Below are 23,387 nucleotides of genomic sequence, written 5' to 3' on the forward strand. Positions count from 1 at the left end.
CTGCTGATTTTCTATTCCAAGGGCTGCCCCGGCGGTCGAAGCAAGGAGAACACGATGTCCAACACCCTGTTTATCACCGGCGCGACGTCCGGATTTGGTGAAGCCTGTGCCCGCCGTTTTGCCGAGGCTGGCTGGAAACTGGTGCTGACCGGTCGTCGTGAAGAACGCCTCAATGCGCTGTGCGCCGAGCTGTCGAAGCAGACCGAAGTGCATGGCCTGGTGCTCGATGTGCGCGATCGCAAGGCGATGGAGGAGGCGATTGCCAACTTGCCGCCATCGTTCGCCAAGCTGCGTGGCCTGATCAACAACGCAGGTCTGGCACTGGGCGTGGACCCGGCGCCGAAGTGCGATCTGGACGATTGGGACACCATGGTCGACACCAACGTCAAAGGCCTGATGTACGCAACCCGCCTGCTGCTGCCGCGCCTGATTGCCCATGGCCGTGGCGCCGGCATCGTCAACCTTGGCTCCATCGCGGGCAACTATCCGTACCCGGGCAGCCACGTGTATGGCGCGACCAAAGCGTTCGTTAAACAGTTTTCGCTGAACCTGCGTTGCGACTTGCAGGGCACCGGTGTGCGGGTCAGCAACATCGAGCCAGGACTGTGTGAGAGCGAGTTCTCGCTGGTGCGTTTTGCTGGCGATCAGGAGCGTTACAACGCGACTTACGCCGGTGCCGAGCCGATCCAGCCGCAGGACATCGCCGAAACGATTTTCTGGGTGATGAATGCGCCGGCGCACATCAACATCAACAGCCTGGAATTGATGCCGGTGAGCCAGACCTGGGCCGGGTTTGCCATTGAGCGCAATAAGGCCTGACACCGCGTTAAGGCCAATCGCTGGCAAGCCAGCTCCCACAGGTTTATTGGCGTACACAAATCTTGTGAACGGCTCGATACTTGTGGGAGCTGGCTTGCCAGCGATGAGGCCAGAACAGGCAAAAAATGGCGATAAGGTAAACTCCCCTCGCAACAACTCAACCGCACCCCGCGGTTTTCAAGGTTTTTCGAGGAGTCAAAGTGAGTAACCGAGGTGAGCAGGCACTGCTCAAACAATCGACCATTCTGATGTTGGCTGTGGCGATTGCCGGGATCGTCACCGGTTTTGTTTCTGGTTCGCAATCCATCCTGTTCGATGGTTTTTTCTCGCTGATCGCAACGTTCATCAAAGTCCTGATGTTGATCACGGCCAAGTTGATCGCCAAGGAAAGCAATCACCGTTTCCAATTCGGTTTCTGGCATCTGGAACCCATGGTGCTGCTTATCGAAGGCAGCTTCCTGATGTTGATCGCGATCTACGCGTTTCTCAACGGCGTGTTTGGCATCATCAACGGTGGTCGCGAGATCGAACTGGGGCTGGTGATCATTTATGCGGCGGTGTTTACCGTTGTCGAGTTCGCTTATTTCTTCTACGTGCGTCGGCGTAACCGCAAGCTCAAATCCAGCCTGATCCAGTTCGACAACATCAGCTGGCTGGTGGACGCGATGCTGTCCGTGGGCCTGTTGATCAGTTTCCTCGCGGCGTTGCTGCTCAAGTCCCAGGGCTATGGCGAGTGGGCGGTGTATGTCGACCCGTTGATCCTGATCGTGCTGGCGCTGACCATGTTGCCGCCAGCGTTCAAGATCCTTGGCCCGGCCTTACGCGATGTGCTGGGGATTGCGCCGGATACACTGGATGATCAGGTCCGGCAGGTGATGGAGGCGGCGAAAACCGAGCATGGTTTCGATGATTACGTGTCGTACGTGCAGAAGCACGGACGGGCACGGTTTATCGAGATTCATGTGGTGTTGCCGGCGGATTATGCGTTGAGCAATGTCGGACAGCTGGATGCGTTGCGCGAGGAGATTTCGGCGAAACTGGGCAAGCCGGATGCGGCGCGATGGTTGACCATCAGCTTTACCGGGGACAAGAAATGGATTGCCTGAAGACCACGTAACGGCCATTCGTCGGTTTGCCGCCCGGAGCAGGCTATTTATCCGTCAGCGCAGATATTCAGCCAGGCCGCTATAGCAAGTCGCCAAGTGATACGGCGTAGTCGAAGGCATGTCCTTGCGGCTAACCTCGCCCAACTCATCCCGACACTCATGCCAGCCACCCGCATGCAGGAATCGCTGCTGCAACGCCTGCAACTGGCGCAGCACCACCGCTTCACTGCCCTGACGCAAGGTCAGCGCGCGCAGATATTCCGCCTGCGCCCAGATCCGCTGGGTCGAGTCTCGCGGGCGTCCGTCCATTTCCAGATCGAGCATTGCCCGCACCGCGCCGGATGGCTGCACCACACCGTATTGCTCGGTGAACGCAAACGCTCGATCCAGTGCGGCGTGCAATTTCGAACCGCGCAACAACGGCGACGATTCGAGCAGGAAATACCATTCGAACTGGTGCCCCGGCTCATACCAGTTATCCACAGCGCCGAGCGGCTTCTCCATCAACACGCCATATTGCGGATCGACGAACCGCTTGTGCATGGCTGTGCATAACTCCAGCAGTGCTTTCTGCGTCTGGGCATCTTCGCGCACGGCAAGGGTCGCGAGGAATGCTTCGGCCAGATGCATCAACGGGTTTTGCAGCGGACCGGTTTGCAGGGTGATCCAGTCGCGTTCCAGGCAGGCTTCGTACAATCCATCGCCGGTGGCGAAGCGTCGGCCAATGATTTCCAGGGCCGCGTTCAGCGTCGACTCGACCAGCGGATCGCCGGACTTTGCCCAGTAATGCGCGCAGGCAAACAGGATAAACGCGTGGGTGTAGAGATCCTTGCGCTGATCCAGCGGCTTGCCCTGGGCATCGATGCTATAGAACCAGCCGCCATGATCGGCATCATGAAAGTGCCGTTGCAAGGAGCGGAACAGCGCCGCCGCACGGACTTCAGCGTTATCCACAACTCCGATCAGACTGGAAAACAGATACAGCTGTCGCGCACAGGCCATCGCCCGGTAGCGCTGCGGTGGCAGCGGCTGATGCGCGGCGTCCAGCGCCTCATAGGGCAACGCCATGTCGGCGTTCCAGCCCGGGCCTTGCCAGAGCGGCACGATCACGTCGACGAAGTGCTGTTGCACAGCGCCAAACAGGGCGGTCAATTCAGGCAGGGAGGTGGAGCGGGAAGCGTGGGGCATGGGCGGACGTCGTCACGGCTGGGGCGATTGCGCGACATGGTAGCAGAGCGGCGGCCGTTAGAGTCTTGGTGTCTGATCGGCCGTCATCGCTGGCAAGCCAGCTCCCACAGGTGATTGGGTCAGTCCACAATTGTGTGAACACCAAATATCCTTGTGGGAGCTGACTTGCCAGCGATGAGACCGGTACAGGCGATGGAGATTAGCCTGCCAGCAGCCAGGCGCCTGTTATTGCTGAGGCAGCACCTGCAAGGCGCACCAACGGTGCCGCAGCCTTAGGCAGGAAACGCACTACTGCATAACCCGCCGCATGCAGTGCAGCTGTCGCGGCCACAAAACCCGCCGCATACGCCCAAGGACTGCTCATGTCCGGCAGTTCCAAGCCATGCGCCACGCCATGGAACAGCGCAAATACCGCCGTCGCCACCACCGCCATGACCAACGGCGGACGCACCGCCAGCGCCACCGCCAGACCCAACGCCAGCACCGACGCGGCAATCCCGCTTTCCAGCGCCGGCAATTCCAGCCCTTCAAACCCAAGCATGCCGCCAATCAACATGGTGCCGACAAATGTGCACGGCAGCGCCCAGCGCGCCGCGCCTTGCTGCTGCGCCGCCCACAAACCGACCGCCACCATCGCTAGCAAATGGTCGAGGCCGCCGATCGGGTGGCTGATACCGGCGATCAAGCCACTGTCGCCATGCCCCGGGTGTGCGAAAGCCAATGCCGGCGTCAGCAGCAGCGCCACGGCGCCAAGAATACGTTTGAGTGTCATGGATAAGCTTCCTTGTTGAGCAGTGAATCAGGCTGCGGTCAGCAGGCCCTGGCGTTCGATGAAGGCGATGATTTGCTCAAGGCCCTGACCGGTTTTCTGGTTGCTGAAAACGAACGGCTTGCCGTTGCGCATGCGTTTGGTGTCGCTGTCCATCATCTCCAGCGAGGCGCCCACCAGCGGCGCGAGGTCGATCTTGTTGATCACCAGCAGATCGGATTTGCAGATCCCCGGTCCGCCCTTGCGCGGCAGCTTGTCGCCGGCCGAGACGTCGATCACGTAGATGGTCAGGTCGGACAGCTCCGGGCTGAAAGTCGCCGAGAGGTTGTCGCCGCCGGATTCCACCAGAATCAGATCCAGCCCCGGAAAACGCCGGTTCAGTTGATCGACCGCTTCAAGGTTGATCGAGGCGTCTTCGCGGATCGCCGTGTGCGGGCAGCCGCCGGTTTCCACGCCGATGATCCGCTCCGGTGCGAGAGCTTCGTTGCGCACGAGGAAATCGGCGTCTTCGCGGGTGTAGATATCGTTGGTGACCACGGCGAGGTTGTAGCGCTCGCGCAGGGCCAGGCACAGGGCCAGGGTCAACGCGGTTTTGCCGGAACCGACCGGGCCGCCGATGCCGACGCGCAGAGGTTGTGTGTTCATGAGTGTTTCTCCTAAGAACGGAAGAGTCGGCTGTACTGGCGCTCGTGGGCCATGCACGCCAGGGACAGACCAAACGCGGCGCTGCCCATGTGTTCGGGATCGATTCGGCTGGCGTCCTGCTGCGCCTGTTGCAGCAGCGGCAGCAGTTCGCTGGTCAGGCGTTGCGCGGCTTGCTGACCCAGCGGCAGGGTTTTCATCAATACGGCGAGCTGGTTTTCCAGCCAGCTCCACAACCATGCGGCGAGGGCGTCCTGCGGGTTGATGCCCCAGGCACGCGCGGCCAGCGCCCAGCACAGGGCCAGATGCGGTTCAGTGCATTGATCGAGAAAGCTGCGGGCGGATGCGTCGAGTTCTGGCAAACCGTTGAGCAACTGCTGCAACGAATAGCCCATCTGCCGGCTCTCCAGATGCAACTCGCGCGTCTCGCGACTGGCGCGATGGCTTTCGCAAAGGATCTGCAAATCAGCCCACTGTTCATCCGCCGCCGCCTGGCAATGCGCGAGCAATAGCGGCGCTTCGAAGCGAGCGAGGTTGAGCAGCAACTGATCGCTGATCCAGCGCCGCGCGCTGTCCGGGTTGTTGACGCGGCCGTTATCCACCGCCATTTCCAGGCCTTGCGAATAGCTGTAGCCACCAATCGGCAGCTGCGGACTGGCCAGGCGCAGCAGCGCCCAGGCCGGATTCACAGGCGTACGCCGAACTGATGGAGTTTCGGCGCGTAATTGAAGTCTTCGTCGCCGTGGCGTGAATGGTGATGGCCGCCGCCATAGGCGCCGTGCTCCGGCTGGAATGGCGCTTCGATCGCTTCGACCTGCGCACCAAGCTGTTCCAGCATGGCTTTGAGCACGTAGTCGTCGAGCAAACGCAGCCAGCCATCGCCGACTTGCAGGGCGACGTGGCGGTTACCCAAGTGATAGGCAGCGCGGGTCAGTTCGAAGGCGTTGGCGCAGGTGACATGCAACAGGTGTTCGGGACGGGCGCAGACGCGGACGATGCGGCCGTCTTCAGCCTGTAGGCATTCGCCGTCATACAGCGGCGACTGACCGCGCTCCAAAAACAACCCGACGTCTTCGCCCTCGGCACTGAAACAGCGCAAACGGCTTTTGCTCCGTGCTTCGAAGGTCAGGTGCAACTCGGCGGCCCAGACGGGTTGAGGGTCGATTCTGCGGTGAATCACCAGCATCGGAAAACTTCCAGCTATGGACAATACTCTGGCTAGAGCAAGGGCCTTGCCAATCGGACGAGATGTAGGAAATCCCTGTCGGAGCGTAGTGGATGTTTCAAGATGTTGCGGGAATATGAAAGGTTTTGGTGCGTGAAGATTTTTTAATGCACCAAATGGAGGCTGTGACACCGCACCTTTGTAGGAGTGAGCCTGCTCGCGATAGCGCAGTGTCAGTCAGCAAATATGTAGCTGTTAAACCGCTATCGCGAGCAGGCGAAGGCCTACAGGGGACCGGATGTATCAGTAAGGAAGAGGTTGCTACTCGGTACTGCCTAGCCCTTGCCAGTGCTTGAGGCCAATGAAGATAAAGCGCAGTTGCTGGGTGATCTTCGCCTGCGGCGTCAGATGCTCCGGCAAGGCTTCGGCGGGCGGGTCGATGATGTCGGGGAGGGTAGCGAACACCGATTTGACGATCAGGTCAGCCATCACGCTCAAACCGGCGGCATCCAGATGCTGCAGTTTGGGCATCATCGTCAGGTCGGCCGCGAGGTCGGAACTGATGTTCTCGCGCAAGCGCCCGATCGCCTGGCGCACCGGCAGCGAACCGCCGTACTGCTCGCGCGCAAGAAACAGAAATTGCGAGCGATTGGCGCTGACCACGTCGAGGAAAATCCGCACCGAGGCGTCGATAATGCCGCCCATGACGAATTCGTTGTGGCGCACCAAGCGAATGGTTTCGCGGAAGGTCTGGCCGACTTCGCTGACCAGCACCAGGCCTAACTCGTCCATATCGGCAAAATGCCGGTAGAAACCGGTGGGCACAATCCCGGCGGTTTTCGTCACTTCGCGCAGGCTCAGGCTGCCGAATCCTCGGCCGCTTTCCATCAGGTGGCGGGCAGCGTCCATCAAGGCGTTGCGGGTCTGTTGTTTCTGTTCGGCGCGGGGCAGCATCGCAGGGTGTGTTCTTTGGCAGGACAAGCGCCGCACTCTAGCAAATCGGCTTTGTCGGCGTCGAACGGGAGGGCATGCAGCGGAAGATTTTATCGGGCCGGAAAAGTCAAAAGCCCAATCCGTGGATTGGGCTTTTTTTCGAGGCCGCCATGGGCTTAGCTCAAAGCGCTGTTGCGTTCGATCACACGGTCACCACCACCTTCGGCAAGGGTCTGGCCTTGTGGAGTGCGATCGCCGCCATCGGAAGCCAGGGTCTGGCCTTGTGGGGTGCGGTCGCCGCCGTCAGAAGCCAGGGTCTGGCCTTGTGGAGTGCGGTCGCTACCGTCGGACGCCAGGGTCTGGCCTTGTGGAGTGCGGTCGCTACCGTCAGACGCCAGAGTTTGACCTTGAGGAGTCTTGTCGTAGCCGTCTTGAACCAGACCTTTCTCTTCCAGGCGATCGCGGCCGCCTTCAGCCAGGGTCTGGCCTTGTGGAGTACGGTCCGAACCATCAGCTGCTACGGTTTGGCTGAATACCGAGTGGCTGGATTTAACTTGCGGAGTCGCTTGGTCGGCAGCGGGCAGGGCGAAAGCAGTGCTGGCTAGCATCGACAGGGTAAGGCTGAGCAGTAATTGGCGTTTCATGATGGGTTGCTCCTTGGGAGGGCGATAAAGTGGGTACGAGGGCAATGCTACTCTCGATAAGTCGATATAAAAGTTCATAAACGCAATGGTAATAATCAACAGAATTGATTGTTCTGCCGGGAGGCTCTAGATCGCGGCTTTCCGGCCGACGGTTTTGCACCGAGGTGGGTATTTCCCACTCACTCGCGCCTCGCAAAAGTGCGGTCGCGGTAACACTGTTCGACTGATTGGTCAGATTTCGCGCGACTTTTTGCGCAGTAATCGGCCTTTCGATTAAACCTGCGGCTGGTTTGCCAGTCGTAGATTTCATGAGGGCCGCTTTGGCCCGCCGTTTCAGCCGTGCGCCGCAGTCTCTGCGTGCGGTCGTGATCAGGAGCTTTGTGCATGACGCGCACTGGAAAAATCTTCAGCTGGACCTTCGCCATCCTCGTGCTGCTACTGGCCGTGCTGGTATTGATCATCGTGTTCTTCGACTGGAACCGGATCAAACCGCCGCTCAACGCCAAAGTCTCGGAAGAACTGCACCGACCGTTTGCCATCAACGGCAATCTCGCGGTGATCTGGCAGCGCGAGCCGGACGAGGGTGGCTGGCGCGCGTGGGTGCCGTGGCCGCACGTGGTCGCCGAGGACTTGAGCCTGGGCAACCCGGACTGGTCGAAGCAACCGCAGATGGTCACGCTCAAGCGCGTTGAGCTGCGTATCTCGCCGCTGGCGCTGTTGGCGCAACGGGTGGTGATTCCGCGCATCGACCTGACCGAGCCCAATGCCCAGTTGCAGCGTCTGGCCGATGGCCGCGCCAACTGGACGTTCAAGTTTGACCCGAAAGATCCGAACGCTGAACCGTCGAACTGGGTGGTCGACATCGGCGCGATCGGGTTCGACAAGGGGCACGTCACCCTCGACGATCAGACACTCAAGACCAATCTCGATGTGCTGATCGATCCGCTGGGCAAGCCGATCCCGTACAGCGACATCGTTGGTGCCAAGGCGGCGAAAACCGCGCAGGACAAGGGCGGTGCGCCGCAGGATTATGCATTTGCCTTGAAGGTCAAAGGCCAATACCACGGGCAGAACCTCACCGGCCAAGGCAAGATCGGCGGGTTGCTCGCCTTGCAGGATGCGCGCAAGCCATTCCCGCTGCAGGCCCAGGCGAAGATCGGCGACACCAGCATCGAACTGGCTGGCACGCTGACCGATCCGCTCAATCTCGGCGCCCTCGATCTGCGCCTGAAACTGGCCGGCGCCAGCCTCGGCAATCTCTATCCGCTGACCGGCGTGACCCTGCCGGATACGCCACCGTACGCCACCGACGGCCATTTGATCGCCAAGCTGCATGACGAGGCCGGGGCGAAATTTACCTATGAGCAGTTCAACGGCAAGATCGGCAGCAGTGATATTCATGGCGACCTGACCTACGTCGCCAGCCAGCCGCGACCAAAACTCAGCGGCGCGTTGCTCTCCAATCAACTGTTGTTCGCTGACCTCGCACCGCTGATCGGCGCCGACTCCAATGACAAGCAAAAGGCCCGCGGTGGCGAGAGCAAACAGCCGGCCGATAAAGTGCTGCCGGTGGAAGAGTTCAAGACTGATCGCTGGCGCGCGATGGACGCCGACGTCGAGTTCACCGGCAAGCGCATCGTCCACAGCGAGAAACTGCCGTTCAACGATCTTTATACCCACCTGAAACTCAACGACGGCGAACTCAGCCTGGAGCCGCTGCGCTTCGGCGTCGCTGGCGGCAATCTCGATGCACAGATTCGCCTCAATGGCCGCACCGAACCATTGGAAGGCCGGGCGAAGCTGACTGCGCGCAGGTTCAAACTCAAAGAGCTGTTCCCGACTTTCGAACCGATGAAGACCAGTTTTGGTGAGCTGAATGGCGACGCCGATATCACTGGTCGCGGCAACTCGGTGGCCAAGCTGCTGGGCGGCGCCAACGGCAAGTTGAAGATGCTGATCAACGACGGCGCGATCAGCCGTGAGCTGATGGAACTGGCCGGGCTCAACGTCGGCAACTATGTGGTCGGCAAGATCTTTGGCGACAAGGAAGTGAAGATCAACTGCGCAGCCGCCGACTTTGACATCAAGACCGGTCTGGCGACCACGCAGTTGTTTGTCTTCGATACCGAGAACGCGATCATCTATATCGACGGCACGGCGAACATGGCCACCGAGCAACTGGATCTGACGGTAACGCCGGAATCCAAGGGCTGGCGTTTGATCTCCCTGCGTTCGCCGCTGTATGTGCGGGGCAAGTTCATCAAGCCGGATGCCGGCGTGAAGGCCGTGCCGCTGATGTTGCGTGGAGCGGGGATGGTTGCGTTGGGCGTGATTGCCGCACCGGCGGCGGGGCTGTTGGCGCTGGTGGCGCCGAGTGGCGGTGAGCCGAATCAGTGTGCGCCGTTGCTGGAGCAGATGAAGGCGGGCAAGGCGCCTGTCACCGTAAAACCTACCAAGTAATCTTCAGCGTTATGAAAGACGCCATCGCGAGCAGGCTCACTCCTACATGGGAACGCATTCCACATGTAGGAGTGAGCCTGCTCGCGATAGGGTTTAGAGGTCGTTCAGGATGTCAGCCATGTCATCGGCATGTTCTTCTTCCTGCGCCAGAATATCTTCGAAGATACGCCGCGTAGTCGGGTCTTTCTCGCCGATGTACTGAATGATCTCGCGATAGCTGTCGATGGCGATCCGCTCGGCAACGAGGTCTTCGTAGACCATCTCTTTGAGGGTGTTGCCGGCCACATATTGCGCGTGGGACATTTTCGACAGCAGGTCGGGGTTGAACTCAGGCTCGCCGCCTAATTGCACGATGCGCTCGGCCAGACGGTCGGCGTGCTCGGCTTCCTGGGTGGCGTGCTCGAGAAACTCTTCGGCGGCCACATGGGCTTTCACGCCATTGGCCATGAAATAGTGGCGCTTGTAGCGCAGCACGCAGACCAGTTCAGTGGCCAGCGATTCATTGAGCAAGCGCAGCACCTCTTCACGGTCGGCGCTGTAACCCTCGGTGACGGCGCCATTCTCGACGTGTTGGCGCGCACGGTCGCGCAAGGTTTGAACATCTGACAGATGCAGGTCGTCGCTCATTTCGATCTCCTGGAGGCTAATCCGATTGTCGCCACGTTCTGCGGACGCGGTCGCTACCTAAGCTGTGAGTCATGAGCGTTGCAAAAAGTTTTACCCGATTTGCTGCGACCTTGGCACCAGTCCCGAGCGCTGCGCTTCGTCGCGCAACCAGGCAAAAAACGCCCGCACCGGCGGATGCCGCTCACGCCCCGGCACACACAACGCGCTGTAACCGGCGCCATCGACCTGAACCTCGCCCTTGTACGGCACCAGCAAACCGCTGGCGACGCTCTCCGACACCAGAATATTGCTCGCCAGCACCAGCCCTTGCCCGGCGATCGCCGCTTGCAGGGCGTAATGTTCTTCATCGTATTCGCGGATCGCCGGTTGCTGGTTCAGCCAGTTTTCCTCGGCCTTGGCGCACCACGCTTCCCAGCCATGGGCATACAGTTTCGAGTTGTGCCAGCGCACGCTGATCAACGTTGGCGTACGCCGCGCGGCCAGCGCCACTTGCTCGGGCGAGCCATAAACGCCGAACGATTCATCGAACAGGCACAGACCGTACAGGTTCGGGTAGTCGTCGAGGCTGTAGCGCAACACCAGATCGACGCTGGCGTCCTGATGCAGATCGATGACTTCGCAGTGGGTGTCGAGGCGCACGTTGATGTTCGGATGCTGCGCATAAAAGCGTCCGAGGCGCGGCACCAGCCACAGCGCGGCAAACGCGGCGGTGGTCGATAGCGTCAGCGTGCTGGCGTTGCGCTGCGGGCGCAGGGTATCGACGCTCTGCGCCACTTCCAGCAATGCGCCGTGCAGGCTGCGAAACAGGCGCTCGCCGCCCTCGGTCAGGCGCACCTGGCGTGGCAGGCGTTCGAACAACGCGAGGCCGAGCCAGTCTTCCAGCGACCGGATCTGGTGAGAAATCGCCGTGGGCGTGACCGACAGTTCTTCGGCGGCAGCCTTGAAACTGAGCAGCCGTGACGCCGATTCAAAAGCGCGCAGGGCGGTGAGAGGCAGCGAGGCGAACATTGAAAACTCCATGGATGAAAAAAACTCATCCAGACTGACTTTTGCTCATTTGAGGCTTAGGGGTGACACCTGCAATCTGCAACGACACGCCAACTCAAGTCTAGCCTCAAGGAGTTCCAGATGAGCAAAATTCTTGCGATCCATGCCAGCCCACGTGGCGACCGTTCCCATTCGCGGCGTCTGGCGGAACATTTTCTCAGTGCCTGGCAGGTGCGTCATCCGCAGGCGCAAGTGACTCGCCGCGAGGTCGGGCGGGCACTGATTCCGGCGGTCAACGAAGCCTTTGTCGCCGCCGCGTTTTATCCACAGCCTGAAGCACGCCCACTGTCGATGCAGGCCGATCTGGCCCTGAGCGATCAATTGGTCGGCGAGTTGTTCGAGCACGACCTGCTGCTGATTTCCACACCGATGTACAACTTCAGTGTGCCCAGCGGCCTCAAGGCCTGGGTCGATCAGATCGTGCGCCTGGGGCTGACCTTCGATCACACGCTGGACAATGGCGTCGCCCAGTACACGCCTTTGTTGCAGGGCAAGAAAGCCTTGATCGTCACCAGTCGCGGTGGCTTCGGCTTCGGTCCGGGTGGTGAACTGGAAGCCTTGAACCACGCCGATCCATGGTTGCGCACGGCGCTGGGTTTCATCGGCATCAATGACGTCAGCGTGGTCGCGGCCGAGGGCGAAGAGTCCGCCGAACGCACTTTCGCGGTATCGGTGGCCGAGGCGGAGCAGCGTTTGCTCAGCCTTGCCCGGGAGTTCTAGGTGGCCTGGCTGTTCTTGCTGATCGCCGCCGGGTTTGAAGTGACCTTCGCCATGGGCATGAAGTACGCCGAGGGCTTCACCCGGCTGTGGCCCTCGTTGATCACGGTGATTGCGGCGCTCGGCGGGATCTACTTCCTGACCCTGGCGATGCGTGAGTTGCCGGTGAGCATCGCCTACCCGATCTGGACCGCGATTGGTTCGCTGGGCACGGTGTTCCTCGGCTTTGCCCTGTTGGGTGAGAGCCTGACGCTGGTCAAACTGGTTTCGGTAGGGCTGATTGTGGCGGGGGTGGTGGGCCTGAAGTAGGCTGGTCGTTGAGTTGTCATGATCAGGGAGGATGCTTGGCGGGCGTTTTGCACGTCTGGCATCCACTCACCGACCACAAGGATGTTTGCCCATGTCGACGCGTTATCCATTGGTGTTGGTGCCCGGAATGCTCGGGTTTATCCGGCTGGTGCTCTATCCGTACTGGTACGGCATCGTCAAGGCACTGCGCCGGGGTGGTGCGACGGTGATTGCGGTGCAGGTGTCGCCGCTCAACTCCACAGAGGTGCGCGGCGAGCAGTTGCTGGCGCGCATCGATGAGATCTTGCGCGAAACCGGGGCGCAAAAGGTCAACCTGTTCGGCCACAGTCAGGGCTCATTGACGGCGCGCTATGCGGCGGCGAAGCGGCCGGATCTGGTGGCCTCGGTGACGTCGGTCGCCGGACCGAATCATGGTTCGGAACTGGCCGACTATCTGCAAAAACATTACCCGGCGGACAGCGCCAAGGGTCGTGTGCTTGAGGCATTGCTGCGTTTTGTCGGCTGGCTGATGGCGCTAATGGAAACCGGTTACCACGGGCCGAAACTGCCGGTGGATATTCACGCCTCGCATCAATCGCTGACCACTGAGGGCGTGGCGCTGTTCAACCAGCGTTATCCACAGGGCTTGCCGGAAACGTGGGGCGGGCACGGGCCGGAAGAGGTCAACGGTGTGCGCTATTACTCGTGGTCGGGGACATTGCAGCCGGGCAAGACTGATCGTGGCGGGAATTTGTTTGACGGGACGAATCGAAGTTGCCGGTTGTTTGCGAAAACGTTTGTGCGTGAACCGGGGCAGTGCGATGGGATGGTCGGACGGTACAGCTCGCATCTGGGCACGGTGATTGGCGATGACTATCCGCTGGATCACTTCGACATTGTTAACCAGTCGCTGGGGCTGGTGGGTAAGGGCGCGGATCCGGTACGACTGTTTGTCGAGCATGCGGCGCGGCTGAAGGCTGCAGGCCTTTAGGATCAAAAGATCGCAGCCTGCGGCAGCTCCTACAGGTTCAGTGTCGAACACAGATTTTGTGAACGCCCCGAACTCATGTAGGAGCTGCTGCAGGCTGCGATCTTTTCCATCAGGCAACGCTGATTCGACGGCCCAACACGGTGGTCCAGCGCTCGGAAAGAATCACCCCGCCCAGCGTCAACAACCCGCCCACCAAGTGATACATCGCCAACTGCTCCTTCAACACCACCGCCGCAATCAGCGCGGTAATCAATGGCAGCAGGTTAAAGAACAACGTCGTGCGGCTCGGCCCCAGACGCTGCACAGCCTGCATCCACGCCAGCGGCGCGAGCATCGACGCCAGCAGGCACGCATACAGCACGAGCGGAATGTTCTGCAGAGTCAGCCCGGTCTTCGGCGAAGCTGCGTATAGCGGAAACAACACGACAATCGCCACCAGCACCTGCAGATACAGCAACACCAGCGGCGGCAGGCGCAGCTGCCATTTTTTCAGCAAAGTGCTGTAGATCGCATAGGCCAGGGTGGCGATCAACATCATCGCATCGCCCATGTTCACGCCGTGCTGCAGCAACGCGCCGAGGCTGCCGGAGGACACCACCACCAGCACACCGGCAAACGACAACACCGCACCGACCAGGGCCCCCGCCGTCAGGCGCTGACCGAGACTGATGATTGCCATGGCCAGCGACATCAACGGCATCAGCGACAGGATGATGCCCATGTTGGTGGCGGTGGTCAGGGTTGCGGCGAAGTAGGCGAGGCTTTGATACACCGCCATGCCGAGTACGCCGAGGATGAAAATCTTGCCCAGGTTCGGGCGGATCTGCGGCCAGTGCGCGATCACCGCTTTGAGCATGAACGGGGTGAACAGCAAACCGGCGAGGAGCCAGCGATAGAAACCGATCTCGGCGGGGAAGATTGCCCCGACCGCGAGTTTGTTGATCACGGTATTGCCGGCCCAGATAAAAATCGCCAGCAGCGGAAACGCGTATTGCATGAGTTGAAACCATTACGTTGATGAAGGGCGATTATCCCTTGTCTGGATGCAGGCCTATACTTCGAACCGGACAACCTGCCTCTGAAACCGGACAGCATGAACAGCAAACACATCGATCTGCTGGATTTCAGCGAACTGCCATCGGCGGTGTACTTCCGCTACGCCGACTTCAATGCCCATGAATACGCCGCGCCGCATCGCCATCCGTGGGGCACGCTGGAGTACGCCGCTCATGGCGTGCTGCACATGGACGTCGACGGCAGCCGCTTCATGTCACCGCCACAGTACGCGGTATGGGTACCGCCGCAGGTCGAGCACAGTTTCTACAGCCATCAACCGGTCAACTATCGTGCGGTGTGCCTTGATCCCGAGGTTTGTACCGAGTTGCCGAAGCGCGCCTGTACCCTGGCGATCAGTGACATTCTCAAGGCGATTCTCAAAGACTTCGCCGCCCGCGACGTGAAGATTCCCGAACGGGATGCCGATCAGCGTCTGGCGCAGGTGCTGGTCGATCAATTGCAGCAGGCACCCGTGCACGAATGTTATCTGCCGTACGCGAGCAGTCCGGGGTTGCTGGCAATCCTCGAAACCTTGCAGGCCGAACCGGGCAACAATCAGCCGCTGGCGCATTGGGCGCTGCAAGTGCACGTCAGTGAGCGCACGCTGGCCCGGCAATTCGTTCGGGAGTTGGGGATGAGTTTCGGCGAGTGGCGCCAGCGTCTGCGTTATCTCGCGGCAATCGAGGCGCTGGAGACGTCGCGCAGCGTACAGGAAATCGCCTTCGATCTTGGTTACAGCAGCGGCTCGGCATTTATCGCCATGTTCGCGCGGCAGGCCGGTTGCACGCCGGAGCAGTATCGCCGTAGCCATCTGGAAGGCAGGAAGGTGTAACAAGATTTGGCTACACTCCAGCAGAGGCCGCCCCCATCGGAGCGGCGACAAGGAGAAAACTCCATGAAGATGTTGCGTGTGCCGTTGTTGATGATTGGTTTGCTCCTGTGTTCCCAAGGTTTCGCCGCCACGGCGCAACAGAACAAAATGACCACCTGCAATGCCGATGCGACCGCCAAGAGTCTGAAAGGCGATGAGCGCAAAACCTTCATGAGCACCTGCCTCAAGGCAACGCCAGCGGCCAACGATGCCAAGGCCCTGACCCCGCAGCAGGAAAAAATGAAAACCTGCAACGCCGACGCGAAAACCAAAGCCCTGACCGGCGATGCGCGCAAGACGTTCATGAGTGATTGCCTGAAGAAAAAATAACCTGGTTCTGTGGGGTGCGCCCTCACCCTAACCCTCTCCCAGAGGGAGAGGGGACTGACCGCGGTGTTTTCAGATATCCATCGACCTGAACTATCCGGCCGATTCTGGATTCAATACAGGACTGGCAGGTCGCCGGATTTTTTCGCCATTCCTCGATCGGTTCCCTCTCCCTTGGGAGAGGGTTAGGGTGAGGGGACCTGAAGCACCGCATATTTCTAGTGCTCACCCCGGAACGCTGGCAGACTGCCAATCCTTTTACGCCGTTCGTTTTGAGGCTGTATGCCAACGTTTTCTGAGCGTCATGTAGTGTTCTGGGTCAGTTGCATCATAATTTTCGGCGGCTTGCTGCTGGTGCTGCCGTTGCGCTTGTTGCCGAGTCTGCTGGCCGGGCTATTGGTATTTGAACTGGTCAACATGCTCACCCCGCAACTGCAACGGCTGATCGAAGGCCGCCGCGCGCGTTGGCTGGCGGTGGCGTTGCTCGGCACTTTGGTGGTGAGTGTGCTGGCGTTGATCTTCGCCGGCGCGATCAGTTTTCTCCTGCATGAAGCGGAAAACCCCGGCGCTTCCCTCGACAAATTCATGGGTGTGGTCGACCGCGCGCGCGGGCAATTGCCGCCGTTCATCGACGCCTATCTACCGGCCAGTGCTGCCGAGTTTCGCGTGGCGATTGGCGAGTGGATGAGCAAGCACCTGTCTGACCTGCAACTGGTCGGCAAAGACGCCGCACACATGTTCGTCACGCTGCTGATCGGCATGGTGCTCGGCGCGATCATTGCCTTGCAGCGCATCCCCGACGTGACCAAGCGCAAACCGCTGGCTGCGGCCCTGTTTGATCGCTTGCACTTGCTGGTGCAGGCCTTCCGCAACATTGTCTTCGCGCAGATCAAGATTTCCCTGCTCAACACTTTCTTCACCGGGATCTTCCTCGCGGTGATCCTGCCGATGTTCGGCATCAAGTTGCCACTGACCAAAACCCTGATCGTGCTGACCTTCCTGCTCGGCCTGTTGCCGGTGATCGGCAACCTGATGTCGAACACGCTGATCACCATCGTCGGCCTGTCACTGTCGATCTGGGTGGCGATTGCCGCGCTGGGCTATCTGATTTTTATCCACAAGCTCGAGTACTTTCTTAACGCGCGCATCGTTGGCGGGCAGATCAGTGCCAAGTCGTGGGAGTTGCTGTTGGCGATGCTGGTGTTCGAGGCCGCGTTCGGCCTGCCGGGGGTGGTGGCGGGGCCGATTTATTATGCGTACCTGAAGAGTGAGTTGAAGCTGGGCGGGATGGTCTAACCACTCCATGATCATTCCCACGCTCTGCGTGGGAATGCATCCCGTGACGCTCCGCGTCACAACCTCAACAGCGGACGCAGAGCGTCCATGGCGGCATTCCCACGCAGAGCGTGGGAACGATCATCAGTTCATGGCGCCGTAGCGTTTCATCGCTTCAATCGCCAGACCGCTACCAATGCTGCCAAAGATATTCCCTTCAACATGCCGCGCATTCGGCAACATCGCCGAGACGCTGTTGCGCAGCGCCGGAATCCCGCTCGAACCACCGGTGAAGAACACGGTGTCGACCTGATCGACCGCCACACAGGCATCGTTCAACAGCTGCGTAACACTGCCGCGCACCCGCTCCAGCAGCGCATCAATCGCCGATTCAAACAGCGCACGGGTCAGCTCAACACTCAAGCCTGCTTCGATCCGGTCCAGCGGCACGTGGCGGCTGTCGGTGTGGGTCAGCTGGATCTTGGTTTCTTCGACTTCCATCGCCAGCCAGTGCCCGGCGCGTTGTTCGATCAACTTGAACAGGCGATCGATGCCGCCAGTGTCTTCGATGTCGTAGCGCATGCTGCCCAGCGCCAGGCTGGATTTTTGCGAGTACACCGAGTTGATGGTGTGCCAGGTCGCCAGGTTCATGTGGTGGCTGGTCGGCATGTAGGCGCCGCTCTTCATGCGGCTGCCGTAGCCGAACAGCGGCATCAGACCTTGCAGGCTCAGCTGTTTGTCGAAATCGGTCCCGCCGATGTGCACACCGCCGGTGGCGAGGATGTCATCGTGACGGTTATCGAGGCCACGACGCTCGGGCGACAGGCGCACCAGCGAGAAGTCGGAGGTACCACCGCCGATGTCGACGATCAGCACCAGCTCTTCTTTTTCGATGGTCGACTCGTAGTCGAAGGCGGCGGCGATCGGTTCGTACTGGAACGACACGTCCTTGAAGCCGATCTTGCGCGCCACTTCGACCAGCGTGTCTTCCGCTTCCTGGTCAGCCAGCGGATCGTCATCGACGAAGAACACCGGACGCCCGAGCACCACCTGCTCGAATTCCCGACCAGCGGCGGTTTCCGCACGGCTCTTCAACTGGCCGATGAACAGGCCGAGCAGGTCCTTGAACGGCATCGCCGTGCCGAGCACGCTGGTGTCGTGCTTGATCAGCTTGGAACCGAGCAGGCTTTTCAGCGAGCGCATCAGCCGGCCTTCGTAGCCTTCCAGGTACTCGTGCAGCGCCAGACGGCCGTAAACCGGGCGGCGTTCCTCGATGTTGAAGAAGACCACCGACGGCAGGGTGATCTTGTCGTCTTCCAGCGCGATCATCGTTTCCATGCCGGGGCGCAGCCAGCCGACGGTGGAGTTGGACGTGCCGAAGTCGATGCCGCAGGCACGGGCTGGAGAGGCGTCTTTCATGTCTTTCGGTTCCGGTCAAAAAAACGGCCGCGCAGTGTATGTCAGTGCGCGCCAGAATCGAAGGCCGGTCATCTGCTATTTCACGACTAAACTGGTTGAAAATCGCAGCTTCGCCCCAAACTTGCTGGCATGGGCCGGCAGAACCACCGGCGGTCGCAAGAACCGCCGTCCACTGCCGATAAACTTCTGCTGCGCCACCCGGTCACAACCTTGAGATCGGTCAACCTGGCACGCGCGAATCGGCGCATGCTGGCATCGGCGCGAAATCGATAACGGACGGTGATTCCTTCGATGGACTTCAAAGACTATTACAAGATACTCGGCGTGGAGCCGACAGCAGACGACAAGGCAATCAAGGCTGCCTATCGCAAGCTGGCGCGCAAATACCACCCCGATGTCAGCAAGGAAAAAGACGCCGAGGCCAAGTTCAAAGACGCCTCGGAAGCCTATGAAGCGCTGAAAAGCGCCGACAAACGTGCCGAATATGACGAGCTGCGCCGTTATGGCCAGCACGGTCAGCCGTTCCAGGGGCCACCGGGCTGGCAGAGCCGTGGTGGCTTTGGCGGCGGCGGTGCTGACACCGGCGACTTCTCGGACTTCTTCAGTTCGATCTTCGGCAATCGCGGCCCCGGTTTCGGTGGCGGCGAAGGTCGGCAACAACGCAGTGCTGGGCGCCGAGGGCAAGACGTGGAAATGGAACTGCCGATCTTCCTCGAGGAGACGCTCGCTAACGAATCGAAGAAAGTCACCTTCCAGGTGCCGCAATACAACGCCAACGGCCAGCACGTCAGCAATACCAGCAAGAGCCTGAACGTGAAAATTCCGGCGGGCGTGACCGACGGCGAACGCATCCGCCTCAAAGGCCAGGGCGCACCGGGCGTCGGTGGCGGGGCGAATGGCGACCTGTATCTGACCATTCGTTTTGCGCCACACCCGAAATTCGATGTTGAAGGCGAAAACCTGATCATCACCTTGCCGCTGGCACCGTGGGAACTGGCGCTGGGGGCTGAAGTGGCGGTGCCGACCCTGACCGGCAAGATCAACCTCAAGGTTCCGGCCGGCAGCCAGAACGGCCAGCGCATGCGCGCCAAGGGTCATGGCCTGAAAAACAAGGCAGGCGAGCGCGGTTACCTGTTCGTCCAGCTCAAAGCCGTGATGCCGAAAGCCTCGGACGACGAGGTCAAGGCGCTGTGGCAGGAACTGGCGAAGAAAGCCGCGTTCAACCCGCGCGAGAACTTCTGAATTCGACGACGGAGTAGCCCATCATGAGCAGCCCCCTGATCGTTCAACTGGACCTGGCAGAATTCTGTGAGGCGGCCGATTTGTCGGACGTCTACGTGATCGAAATCGTCGAGCACGGCATCCTCGAACCTCAGGGCGCGCAGCCCCGGGAGTGGCGCTTCACCGATTACGAATTGGCGTTGGCCAAACGGGCGGCGAAGTTGCGCCGTGATCTGGAACTGGAGTGGGAGGGCGTTGCGCTGGCGCTGGACCTGCTGGAGGAGGTGCGTGAGTTGCGTGCCGAGAACCGTATGTTGCGGCAGCGTTTGGGGCGGTTGGTGGTGGAGTAGTCAGCCTGAAAATCTTGTTGTGGCTGAGCTGGCCTTATCGCTGGCAAGCCAGCTCCCACAGGGTTTTGCGTTGGAATGTAGATCTCGGATCGGCGCAGAACCTGTGGGAGCTGGCTTGCCAGCGATGAACGATAACGCGGAGTTTCTGACTCAACATTGAAAAGGCCCCGAAGGGCCTTTTTTTGGTTAGAACAGGAAATACCGCTGCGCCATCGGCAGCGTCTCCGCCGGCTCACACCACAGCAACACCCCGTCAGCCTTGACCTGATAGGTCTGCGGATCAACATCGATGTTCGGCAGATAGTCGTTGTGAATCAGATCGGTTTTCTGCACGTCACGGCAGCCCTTCACTACGCCAATCTTTTTCTTCAAACCCAACGCTTCCGGCAGCCCGGCTTCCTGCGCAGCCTGACTGATAAAGGTCAGGCTGGTGGCATGCAGCGAGCCGCCGTAGCTGGCGAACATCGGGCGGTAGTGCACCGGTTGCGGTGTCGGAATCGAGGCGTTGGCATCGCCCATCAGGCTGGCGGCAATTGCACCGCCCTTGAGGATCAGCGTCGGTTTCACACCAAAGAATGCCGGGCGCCACAGCACCAGATCCGCCCATTTGCCGACTTCGATCGAGCCGACTTCATGGCTGATGCCATGGGTGATCGCCGGGTTGATCGTGTACTTGGCGATATAGCGTTTGGCGCGGAAATTGTCGTTGCCCTCGCCGTCCTGCGGCAGTGGGCCGCGCTGTTTTTTCATCTTGTCGGCGGTCTGCCAGGTGCGCGTGATGACTTCGCCGACGCGGCCCATGGCCTGGCTGTCGGAGCTGATCATCGAGAATGCGCCGAGGTCGTGAAGAATGTCTTCGGCGGCAATCGTTTCGCGGCGGATGCGGCTTTCGGCGAACGCGACGTCTTCGGCAATGCTCGGGTCGAGGTGGTGGCAGACCATCAGCATGTCGAGGTGTTCGTCGATGGTGTTGCGGGTGAACGGCCGGGTCGGGTTGGTCGAGCTCGGCAATACGTTAGGGAAGCCGCAGGCCTTGATGATGTCCGGTGCGTGACCGCCACCGGCACCTTCGGTGTGATAGGTGTGAATGGTGCGGCCCTTGAACGCGCCGAGGGTGGTTTCGACGAAACCGGATTCGTTGAGGGTGTCGGTGTGGATCGCCACCTGCACGTCGAACTGATCGGCGACGCTCAGGCAGTTGTCGATGCTCGCCGGGGTGGTGCCCCAGTCTTCGTGCAATTTCAGGCCGATGGCGCCGGCCTTGACCTGCTCGATCAACGGCTCGGGCAGGCTGGCGTTGCCCTTACCGGTGAGACCGATGTTCATCGGGAAGGCGTCGGCGGCCTGAAGCATGCGCGCCAGGTGCCAAGGCCCGGAGGTGCAGGTGGTGGCGTTGGTGCCGGTGGCAGGTCCGGTGCCGCCGCCGATCATGGTGGTGACGCCGCTCATCAGCGCTTCTTCGATCTGCTGCGGGCAGATGAAGTGGATGTGCGTGTCGATGCCGCCGGCGGTGAGGATCATGCCTTCGCCGGCGATCACTTCGGTGCCGGCGCCGATGGCGATGGTCACGTTCGGCTGCACGTCGGGGTTGCCGGCCTTGCCGATCGCGGCGATGCGCCCGTCCTTGAGGCCGACGTCGGCTTTGACGATGCCCCAGTGGTCGATGATCAGCGCGTTGGTGATCAGCGTGTCGACCACTTCGGCCGCGAGCAGTTGGCTTTGGCCCTGGCCGTCGCGGATAACTTTGCCGCCACCGAACTTCACTTCTTCGCCATAGGTGGTGAAGTCTTGTTCGACTTCGATCCACAGCTCGGTGTCGGCCAGGCGCACCTTGTCGCCGACGGTGGGGCCGAACATGTCGGCGTAGGCTTGTCTGGAGATTTTCATGCAGCGTCCTTCAGGAAAATAGTGGTGAGCCATCGACCCTCACCCTAGCCCTCTCCCAGAGGGAGAGGGGACTGTTCGCGGTGGGGCGGCTGTCGGTGATCAGCTCCGCAGAGGGGACTGTTCGCGGTGGGTCGGCTATCGGTGATCAGCTCCCTCTCCCTCGGGAGAGGGCTGGGGTGAGGGGCAGCGGTGCACGCCGATATCAGAGATCACCCATGACCCGCCCGGCAAACCCGAACACCCGGCGATGCCCAGCATAATCCACAAGCTCAACCTCACGACTTTGCCCCGGCTCGAAGCGCACCGCCGTCCCCGCCGGAATATTCAGGCGCATGCCACGGCTCGCTGCACGATCAAAGGTCAGCGCGTCATTGGTTTCAAAAAAGTGATAGTGCGAACCGACCTGGATCGGCCGGTCGCCGCTGTTGGCGACTTTCAGGCTGACGGTGCGACGGCCGACGTTGAGTTCGATGTCGCCGGGCTGGATCTGGTACTCGCCAGGAATCATCACTGGGCTCCTTGCAGAATCTTGTAATAGAGGGCGGTCGGTCGATAGGTACCGTGCGGGTCGCAGGCGTAATCGGGAATCTGGCCCGCGCGGGTGTAACCCAACGCCTTGTAGAAATCTTCGGCGGGCGAGCCGGCCTCGGTGTCGAGGTAGAGCATGCCGCGCTTGTGTTTGGGCGCTTCGAGTTCCAGCGCACTCATCAATTGCTGACCGAGACCGCGACGCCGTGCGTGTTCGCGCACCAGCAGTTTCTGCACCTCGGCGCGGTTAAGACCGTTGGCCTTCTGGCACAGACCCAGTTGCACACTGGCCAGCACTTGCTCGTCCTTGACCACCACCCAGAGCAGCACGCTGCCTTTGTTGACGTTGTCCTGCACCTCATCGAAATACGCGCGCGCCTGCGCCGCATCGAGGTCGGCCATGAAGCCGACACTGGCGCCGTAACCGACCGCATCAAGCAGCAGATCAATCAGGCCCTGACGGTAATGGGCAAAACTTTCAGCATTGACGCGGCGCAGTTGGGCGGCGTTCATCGGTGTCACTCCTTGTTGGCGTCAGGCGGCTCCGCGCCAGGGTTTAGGGTCAGTTGCATAAACGTCAGGTCGAGCCAGCGACCGAACTTGGTGCCAACTTGCGGCATCTGCCCGGTGATGACGAAACCGGCGCGCTCGTGCAGGCGAATCGAGGCCGCGTTGCCGCTTTCGATGGCGGCGACCATCACGTGTTTGTCGCAGGTTCTGGCGCGCTCGATCAGCGCTGCCATTAATTGCGGGCCGAGGCCGTTGCCGCGTTGATCGCTGCGCACATAAACCGAATGTTCGACGGTATGGCGAAAGCCGTCGAACGGCCGCCAGTCACCGAATGAAGCGTAGCCGAGTACGCTGTTGTCACCGTCGATGATTACCAGAATCGGATAGGCCTGGGCCTGACGCGCGCTGAACCACGCCTGGCGGTTGCCGAGGTCGACGGCCTGTTCATTCCAGATCGCCGTGGTGTTGATTACGGCATCGTTGTAGATGTCGCGGATCGCCGGCAGGTCGGCGTGGACGGCGTCGCGAATGGTGTAAGTCATGGCGT

At 60.5% G+C, this 23,387-nt stretch carries 26 protein-coding genes; 11 read left to right on the plus strand and 15 right to left on the minus strand.

Translation table 11 applies throughout. The features are described 5' to 3' along the window. The first annotated feature begins 54 nt into the window (after positions 1–54). Positions 55–819, plus strand: coding sequence for an SDR family oxidoreductase (locus ACM6JQ_RS03300; protein WP_007915905.1), 765 nt, complete (start codon positions 55–57; stop codon positions 817–819). A 200-nt stretch (positions 820–1,019) separates the two neighbouring features. After that, entirely contained in the window at positions 1,020–1,925 is a 906-nt protein-coding gene (locus ACM6JQ_RS03305) for a cation diffusion facilitator family transporter (RefSeq protein WP_007915907.1), read from the plus strand. 54 nt (positions 1,926–1,979) lie between these two features. On the opposite strand, the gene ACM6JQ_RS03310 is transcribed toward ACM6JQ_RS03305, so the two are convergent. The 7 genes from ACM6JQ_RS03310 to ACM6JQ_RS03340 all read right to left on the minus strand — a co-directional run bounded on the left by ACM6JQ_RS03310 (position 1,980) and on the right by ACM6JQ_RS03340 (position 7,266). Next, entirely contained in the window at positions 1,980–3,113 is a 1,134-nt protein-coding gene (locus tag ACM6JQ_RS03310; RefSeq protein ID WP_007915908.1) for an AGE family epimerase/isomerase, read from the minus strand. Positions 3,114–3,312: 199 nt separating this feature from the next. Next, entirely contained in the window at positions 3,313–3,885 is a 573-nt protein-coding gene (locus ACM6JQ_RS03315; protein ID WP_007915909.1) for a HupE/UreJ family protein, read from the minus strand. A 27-nt stretch (positions 3,886–3,912) separates the two neighbouring features. After that, entirely contained in the window at positions 3,913–4,527 is a 615-nt protein-coding gene (gene ureG / locus ACM6JQ_RS03320) for an urease accessory protein UreG (RefSeq protein ID WP_007915910.1), read from the minus strand. 11 nt (positions 4,528–4,538) lie between these two features. Continuing rightward, positions 4,539–5,213 (minus strand): urease accessory protein UreF, encoded by a 675-nt coding sequence (locus tag ACM6JQ_RS03325; RefSeq protein ID WP_007915911.1) that lies wholly within the window; start codon positions 5,211–5,213, stop codon positions 4,539–4,541. Then, positions 5,210–5,710, minus strand: coding sequence for an urease accessory protein UreE (ureE, locus tag ACM6JQ_RS03330; RefSeq protein WP_007915912.1), 501 nt, complete (start codon positions 5,708–5,710; stop codon positions 5,210–5,212). The genes ACM6JQ_RS03325 and ureE overlap by 4 nt, the downstream gene beginning before the upstream one ends. 300 nt (positions 5,711–6,010) lie before the next feature. Continuing rightward, on the minus strand, positions 6,011–6,643 hold the full coding sequence (locus ACM6JQ_RS03335; RefSeq protein WP_007915913.1) for a TetR family transcriptional regulator: 633 nt from the start codon (positions 6,641–6,643) through the stop codon (positions 6,011–6,013). Positions 6,644–6,798: 155 nt separating this feature from the next. Continuing rightward, positions 6,799–7,266 (minus strand): hypothetical protein, encoded by a 468-nt coding sequence (locus ACM6JQ_RS03340; protein WP_095113518.1) that lies wholly within the window; start codon positions 7,264–7,266, stop codon positions 6,799–6,801. Positions 7,267–7,650: 384 nt separating this feature from the next. On the opposite strand from ACM6JQ_RS03340, the gene ACM6JQ_RS03345 reads away from it, so the two are divergent. Then, entirely contained in the window at positions 7,651–9,726 is a 2,076-nt protein-coding gene (locus tag ACM6JQ_RS03345; protein WP_414893217.1) for an AsmA family protein, read from the plus strand. Between the two features lie 93 nt (positions 9,727–9,819). Here ACM6JQ_RS03345 and ACM6JQ_RS03350 read toward each other — a convergent pair whose 3' ends face one another. Together ACM6JQ_RS03350 and ACM6JQ_RS03355 are read right to left on the minus strand one after the other, a co-directional pair. Next, positions 9,820–10,353 (minus strand): ferritin-like domain-containing protein, encoded by a 534-nt coding sequence (locus ACM6JQ_RS03350; protein WP_007915920.1) that lies wholly within the window; start codon positions 10,351–10,353, stop codon positions 9,820–9,822. Between the two features lie 90 nt (positions 10,354–10,443). Beyond that, positions 10,444–11,373: a LysR substrate-binding domain-containing protein gene (locus ACM6JQ_RS03355; protein ID WP_176472347.1), complete on the minus strand. Its 930-nt coding sequence runs from the start codon at positions 11,371–11,373 to the stop codon at positions 10,444–10,446. A 108-nt stretch (positions 11,374–11,481) separates the two neighbouring features. Between ACM6JQ_RS03355 and ACM6JQ_RS03360 the strand changes: the two genes are divergently transcribed. From ACM6JQ_RS03360 to ACM6JQ_RS03370, 3 genes are all read left to right on the plus strand, one after another. Next, positions 11,482–12,120: an FMN-dependent NADH-azoreductase gene (locus ACM6JQ_RS03360; protein WP_095113521.1), complete on the plus strand. Its 639-nt coding sequence runs from the start codon at positions 11,482–11,484 to the stop codon at positions 12,118–12,120. Next, a complete protein-coding gene (locus ACM6JQ_RS03365) occupies positions 12,121–12,426 on the plus strand; it encodes a DMT family transporter (protein WP_095113522.1) in 306 nt (101 codons plus the stop codon). Between the two features lie 91 nt (positions 12,427–12,517). Continuing rightward, a complete protein-coding gene (locus ACM6JQ_RS03370; protein ID WP_414893218.1) occupies positions 12,518–13,396 on the plus strand; it encodes an alpha/beta fold hydrolase in 879 nt (292 codons plus the stop codon). A gap of 109 nt (positions 13,397–13,505) precedes the next feature. Here the strand turns inward: ACM6JQ_RS03370 and ACM6JQ_RS03375 are convergent, their stop codons facing one another. Then, the gene (locus ACM6JQ_RS03375; protein ID WP_095121883.1) at positions 13,506–14,393 is read right to left on the minus strand and encodes a DMT family transporter; all 888 of its coding nucleotides are present in this window, start codon (positions 14,391–14,393) and stop codon (positions 13,506–13,508) included. Between the two features lie 96 nt (positions 14,394–14,489). Here ACM6JQ_RS03375 and ACM6JQ_RS03380 point away from each other — a divergent pair, with 96 nt between their 5' ends. The 3 genes from ACM6JQ_RS03380 to ACM6JQ_RS03390 all read left to right on the plus strand — a co-directional run bounded on the left by ACM6JQ_RS03380 (position 14,490) and on the right by ACM6JQ_RS03390 (position 16,946). Then, the gene (locus ACM6JQ_RS03380) at positions 14,490–15,284 is read left to right on the plus strand and encodes an AraC family transcriptional regulator (protein ID WP_007915928.1); all 795 of its coding nucleotides are present in this window, start codon (positions 14,490–14,492) and stop codon (positions 15,282–15,284) included. A 63-nt stretch (positions 15,285–15,347) separates the two neighbouring features. After that, positions 15,348–15,653, plus strand: a complete 306-nt coding sequence (locus ACM6JQ_RS03385; RefSeq protein WP_007915930.1) for a PsiF family protein — start codon at positions 15,348–15,350, stop codon at positions 15,651–15,653. Positions 15,654–15,932: 279 nt separating this feature from the next. Next, positions 15,933–16,946, plus strand: a complete 1,014-nt coding sequence (locus tag ACM6JQ_RS03390) for an AI-2E family transporter (protein WP_007915933.1) — start codon at positions 15,933–15,935, stop codon at positions 16,944–16,946. Between the two features lie 123 nt (positions 16,947–17,069). On the opposite strand, the gene ACM6JQ_RS03395 is transcribed toward ACM6JQ_RS03390, so the two are convergent. Continuing rightward, on the minus strand, positions 17,070–18,344 hold the full coding sequence (locus ACM6JQ_RS03395; RefSeq protein ID WP_095113524.1) for an Hsp70 family protein: 1,275 nt from the start codon (positions 18,342–18,344) through the stop codon (positions 17,070–17,072). Positions 18,345–18,635: 291 nt separating this feature from the next. Here ACM6JQ_RS03395 and ACM6JQ_RS03400 point away from each other — a divergent pair, with 291 nt between their 5' ends. Then, positions 18,636–19,586 (plus strand): DnaJ C-terminal domain-containing protein, encoded by a 951-nt coding sequence (locus tag ACM6JQ_RS03400; RefSeq protein ID WP_414893220.1) that lies wholly within the window; start codon positions 18,636–18,638, stop codon positions 19,584–19,586. Positions 19,587–19,609: 23 nt separating this feature from the next. After that, positions 19,610–19,915, plus strand: coding sequence for a chaperone modulator CbpM (locus tag ACM6JQ_RS03405; RefSeq protein WP_016984795.1), 306 nt, complete (start codon positions 19,610–19,612; stop codon positions 19,913–19,915). 186 nt (positions 19,916–20,101) lie between these two features. Here ACM6JQ_RS03405 and ureC read toward each other — a convergent pair whose 3' ends face one another. From ureC to ACM6JQ_RS03425, 4 genes are all read right to left on the minus strand, one after another. Next, positions 20,102–21,802 (minus strand): urease subunit alpha, encoded by a 1,701-nt coding sequence (gene ureC / locus ACM6JQ_RS03410; RefSeq protein WP_194935505.1) that lies wholly within the window; start codon positions 21,800–21,802, stop codon positions 20,102–20,104. A gap of 202 nt (positions 21,803–22,004) precedes the next feature. Then, entirely contained in the window at positions 22,005–22,310 is a 306-nt protein-coding gene (locus tag ACM6JQ_RS03415; protein ID WP_007915947.1) for an urease subunit beta, read from the minus strand. Then, positions 22,310–22,843 carry a GNAT family N-acetyltransferase gene (locus ACM6JQ_RS03420; RefSeq protein ID WP_016984790.1) on the minus strand — a complete coding sequence of 178 codons (534 nt, stop codon included), beginning with the start codon at positions 22,841–22,843 and terminating at the stop codon, positions 22,310–22,312. The genes ACM6JQ_RS03415 and ACM6JQ_RS03420 overlap by 1 nt, the downstream gene beginning before the upstream one ends. A 5-nt stretch (positions 22,844–22,848) precedes the next feature. Continuing rightward, positions 22,849–23,382: a GNAT family N-acetyltransferase gene (locus tag ACM6JQ_RS03425; protein WP_414893221.1), complete on the minus strand. Its 534-nt coding sequence runs from the start codon at positions 23,380–23,382 to the stop codon at positions 22,849–22,851. Positions 23,383–23,387: the final 5 nt, after the last annotated feature.

Origin of the sequence: Pseudomonas sp. IT-232MI5 (assembly GCF_949767845.1) — a bacterium.
In the GTDB taxonomy this organism is placed as follows: Bacteria; Pseudomonadota; Gammaproteobacteria; order Pseudomonadales; family Pseudomonadaceae; genus Aquipseudomonas.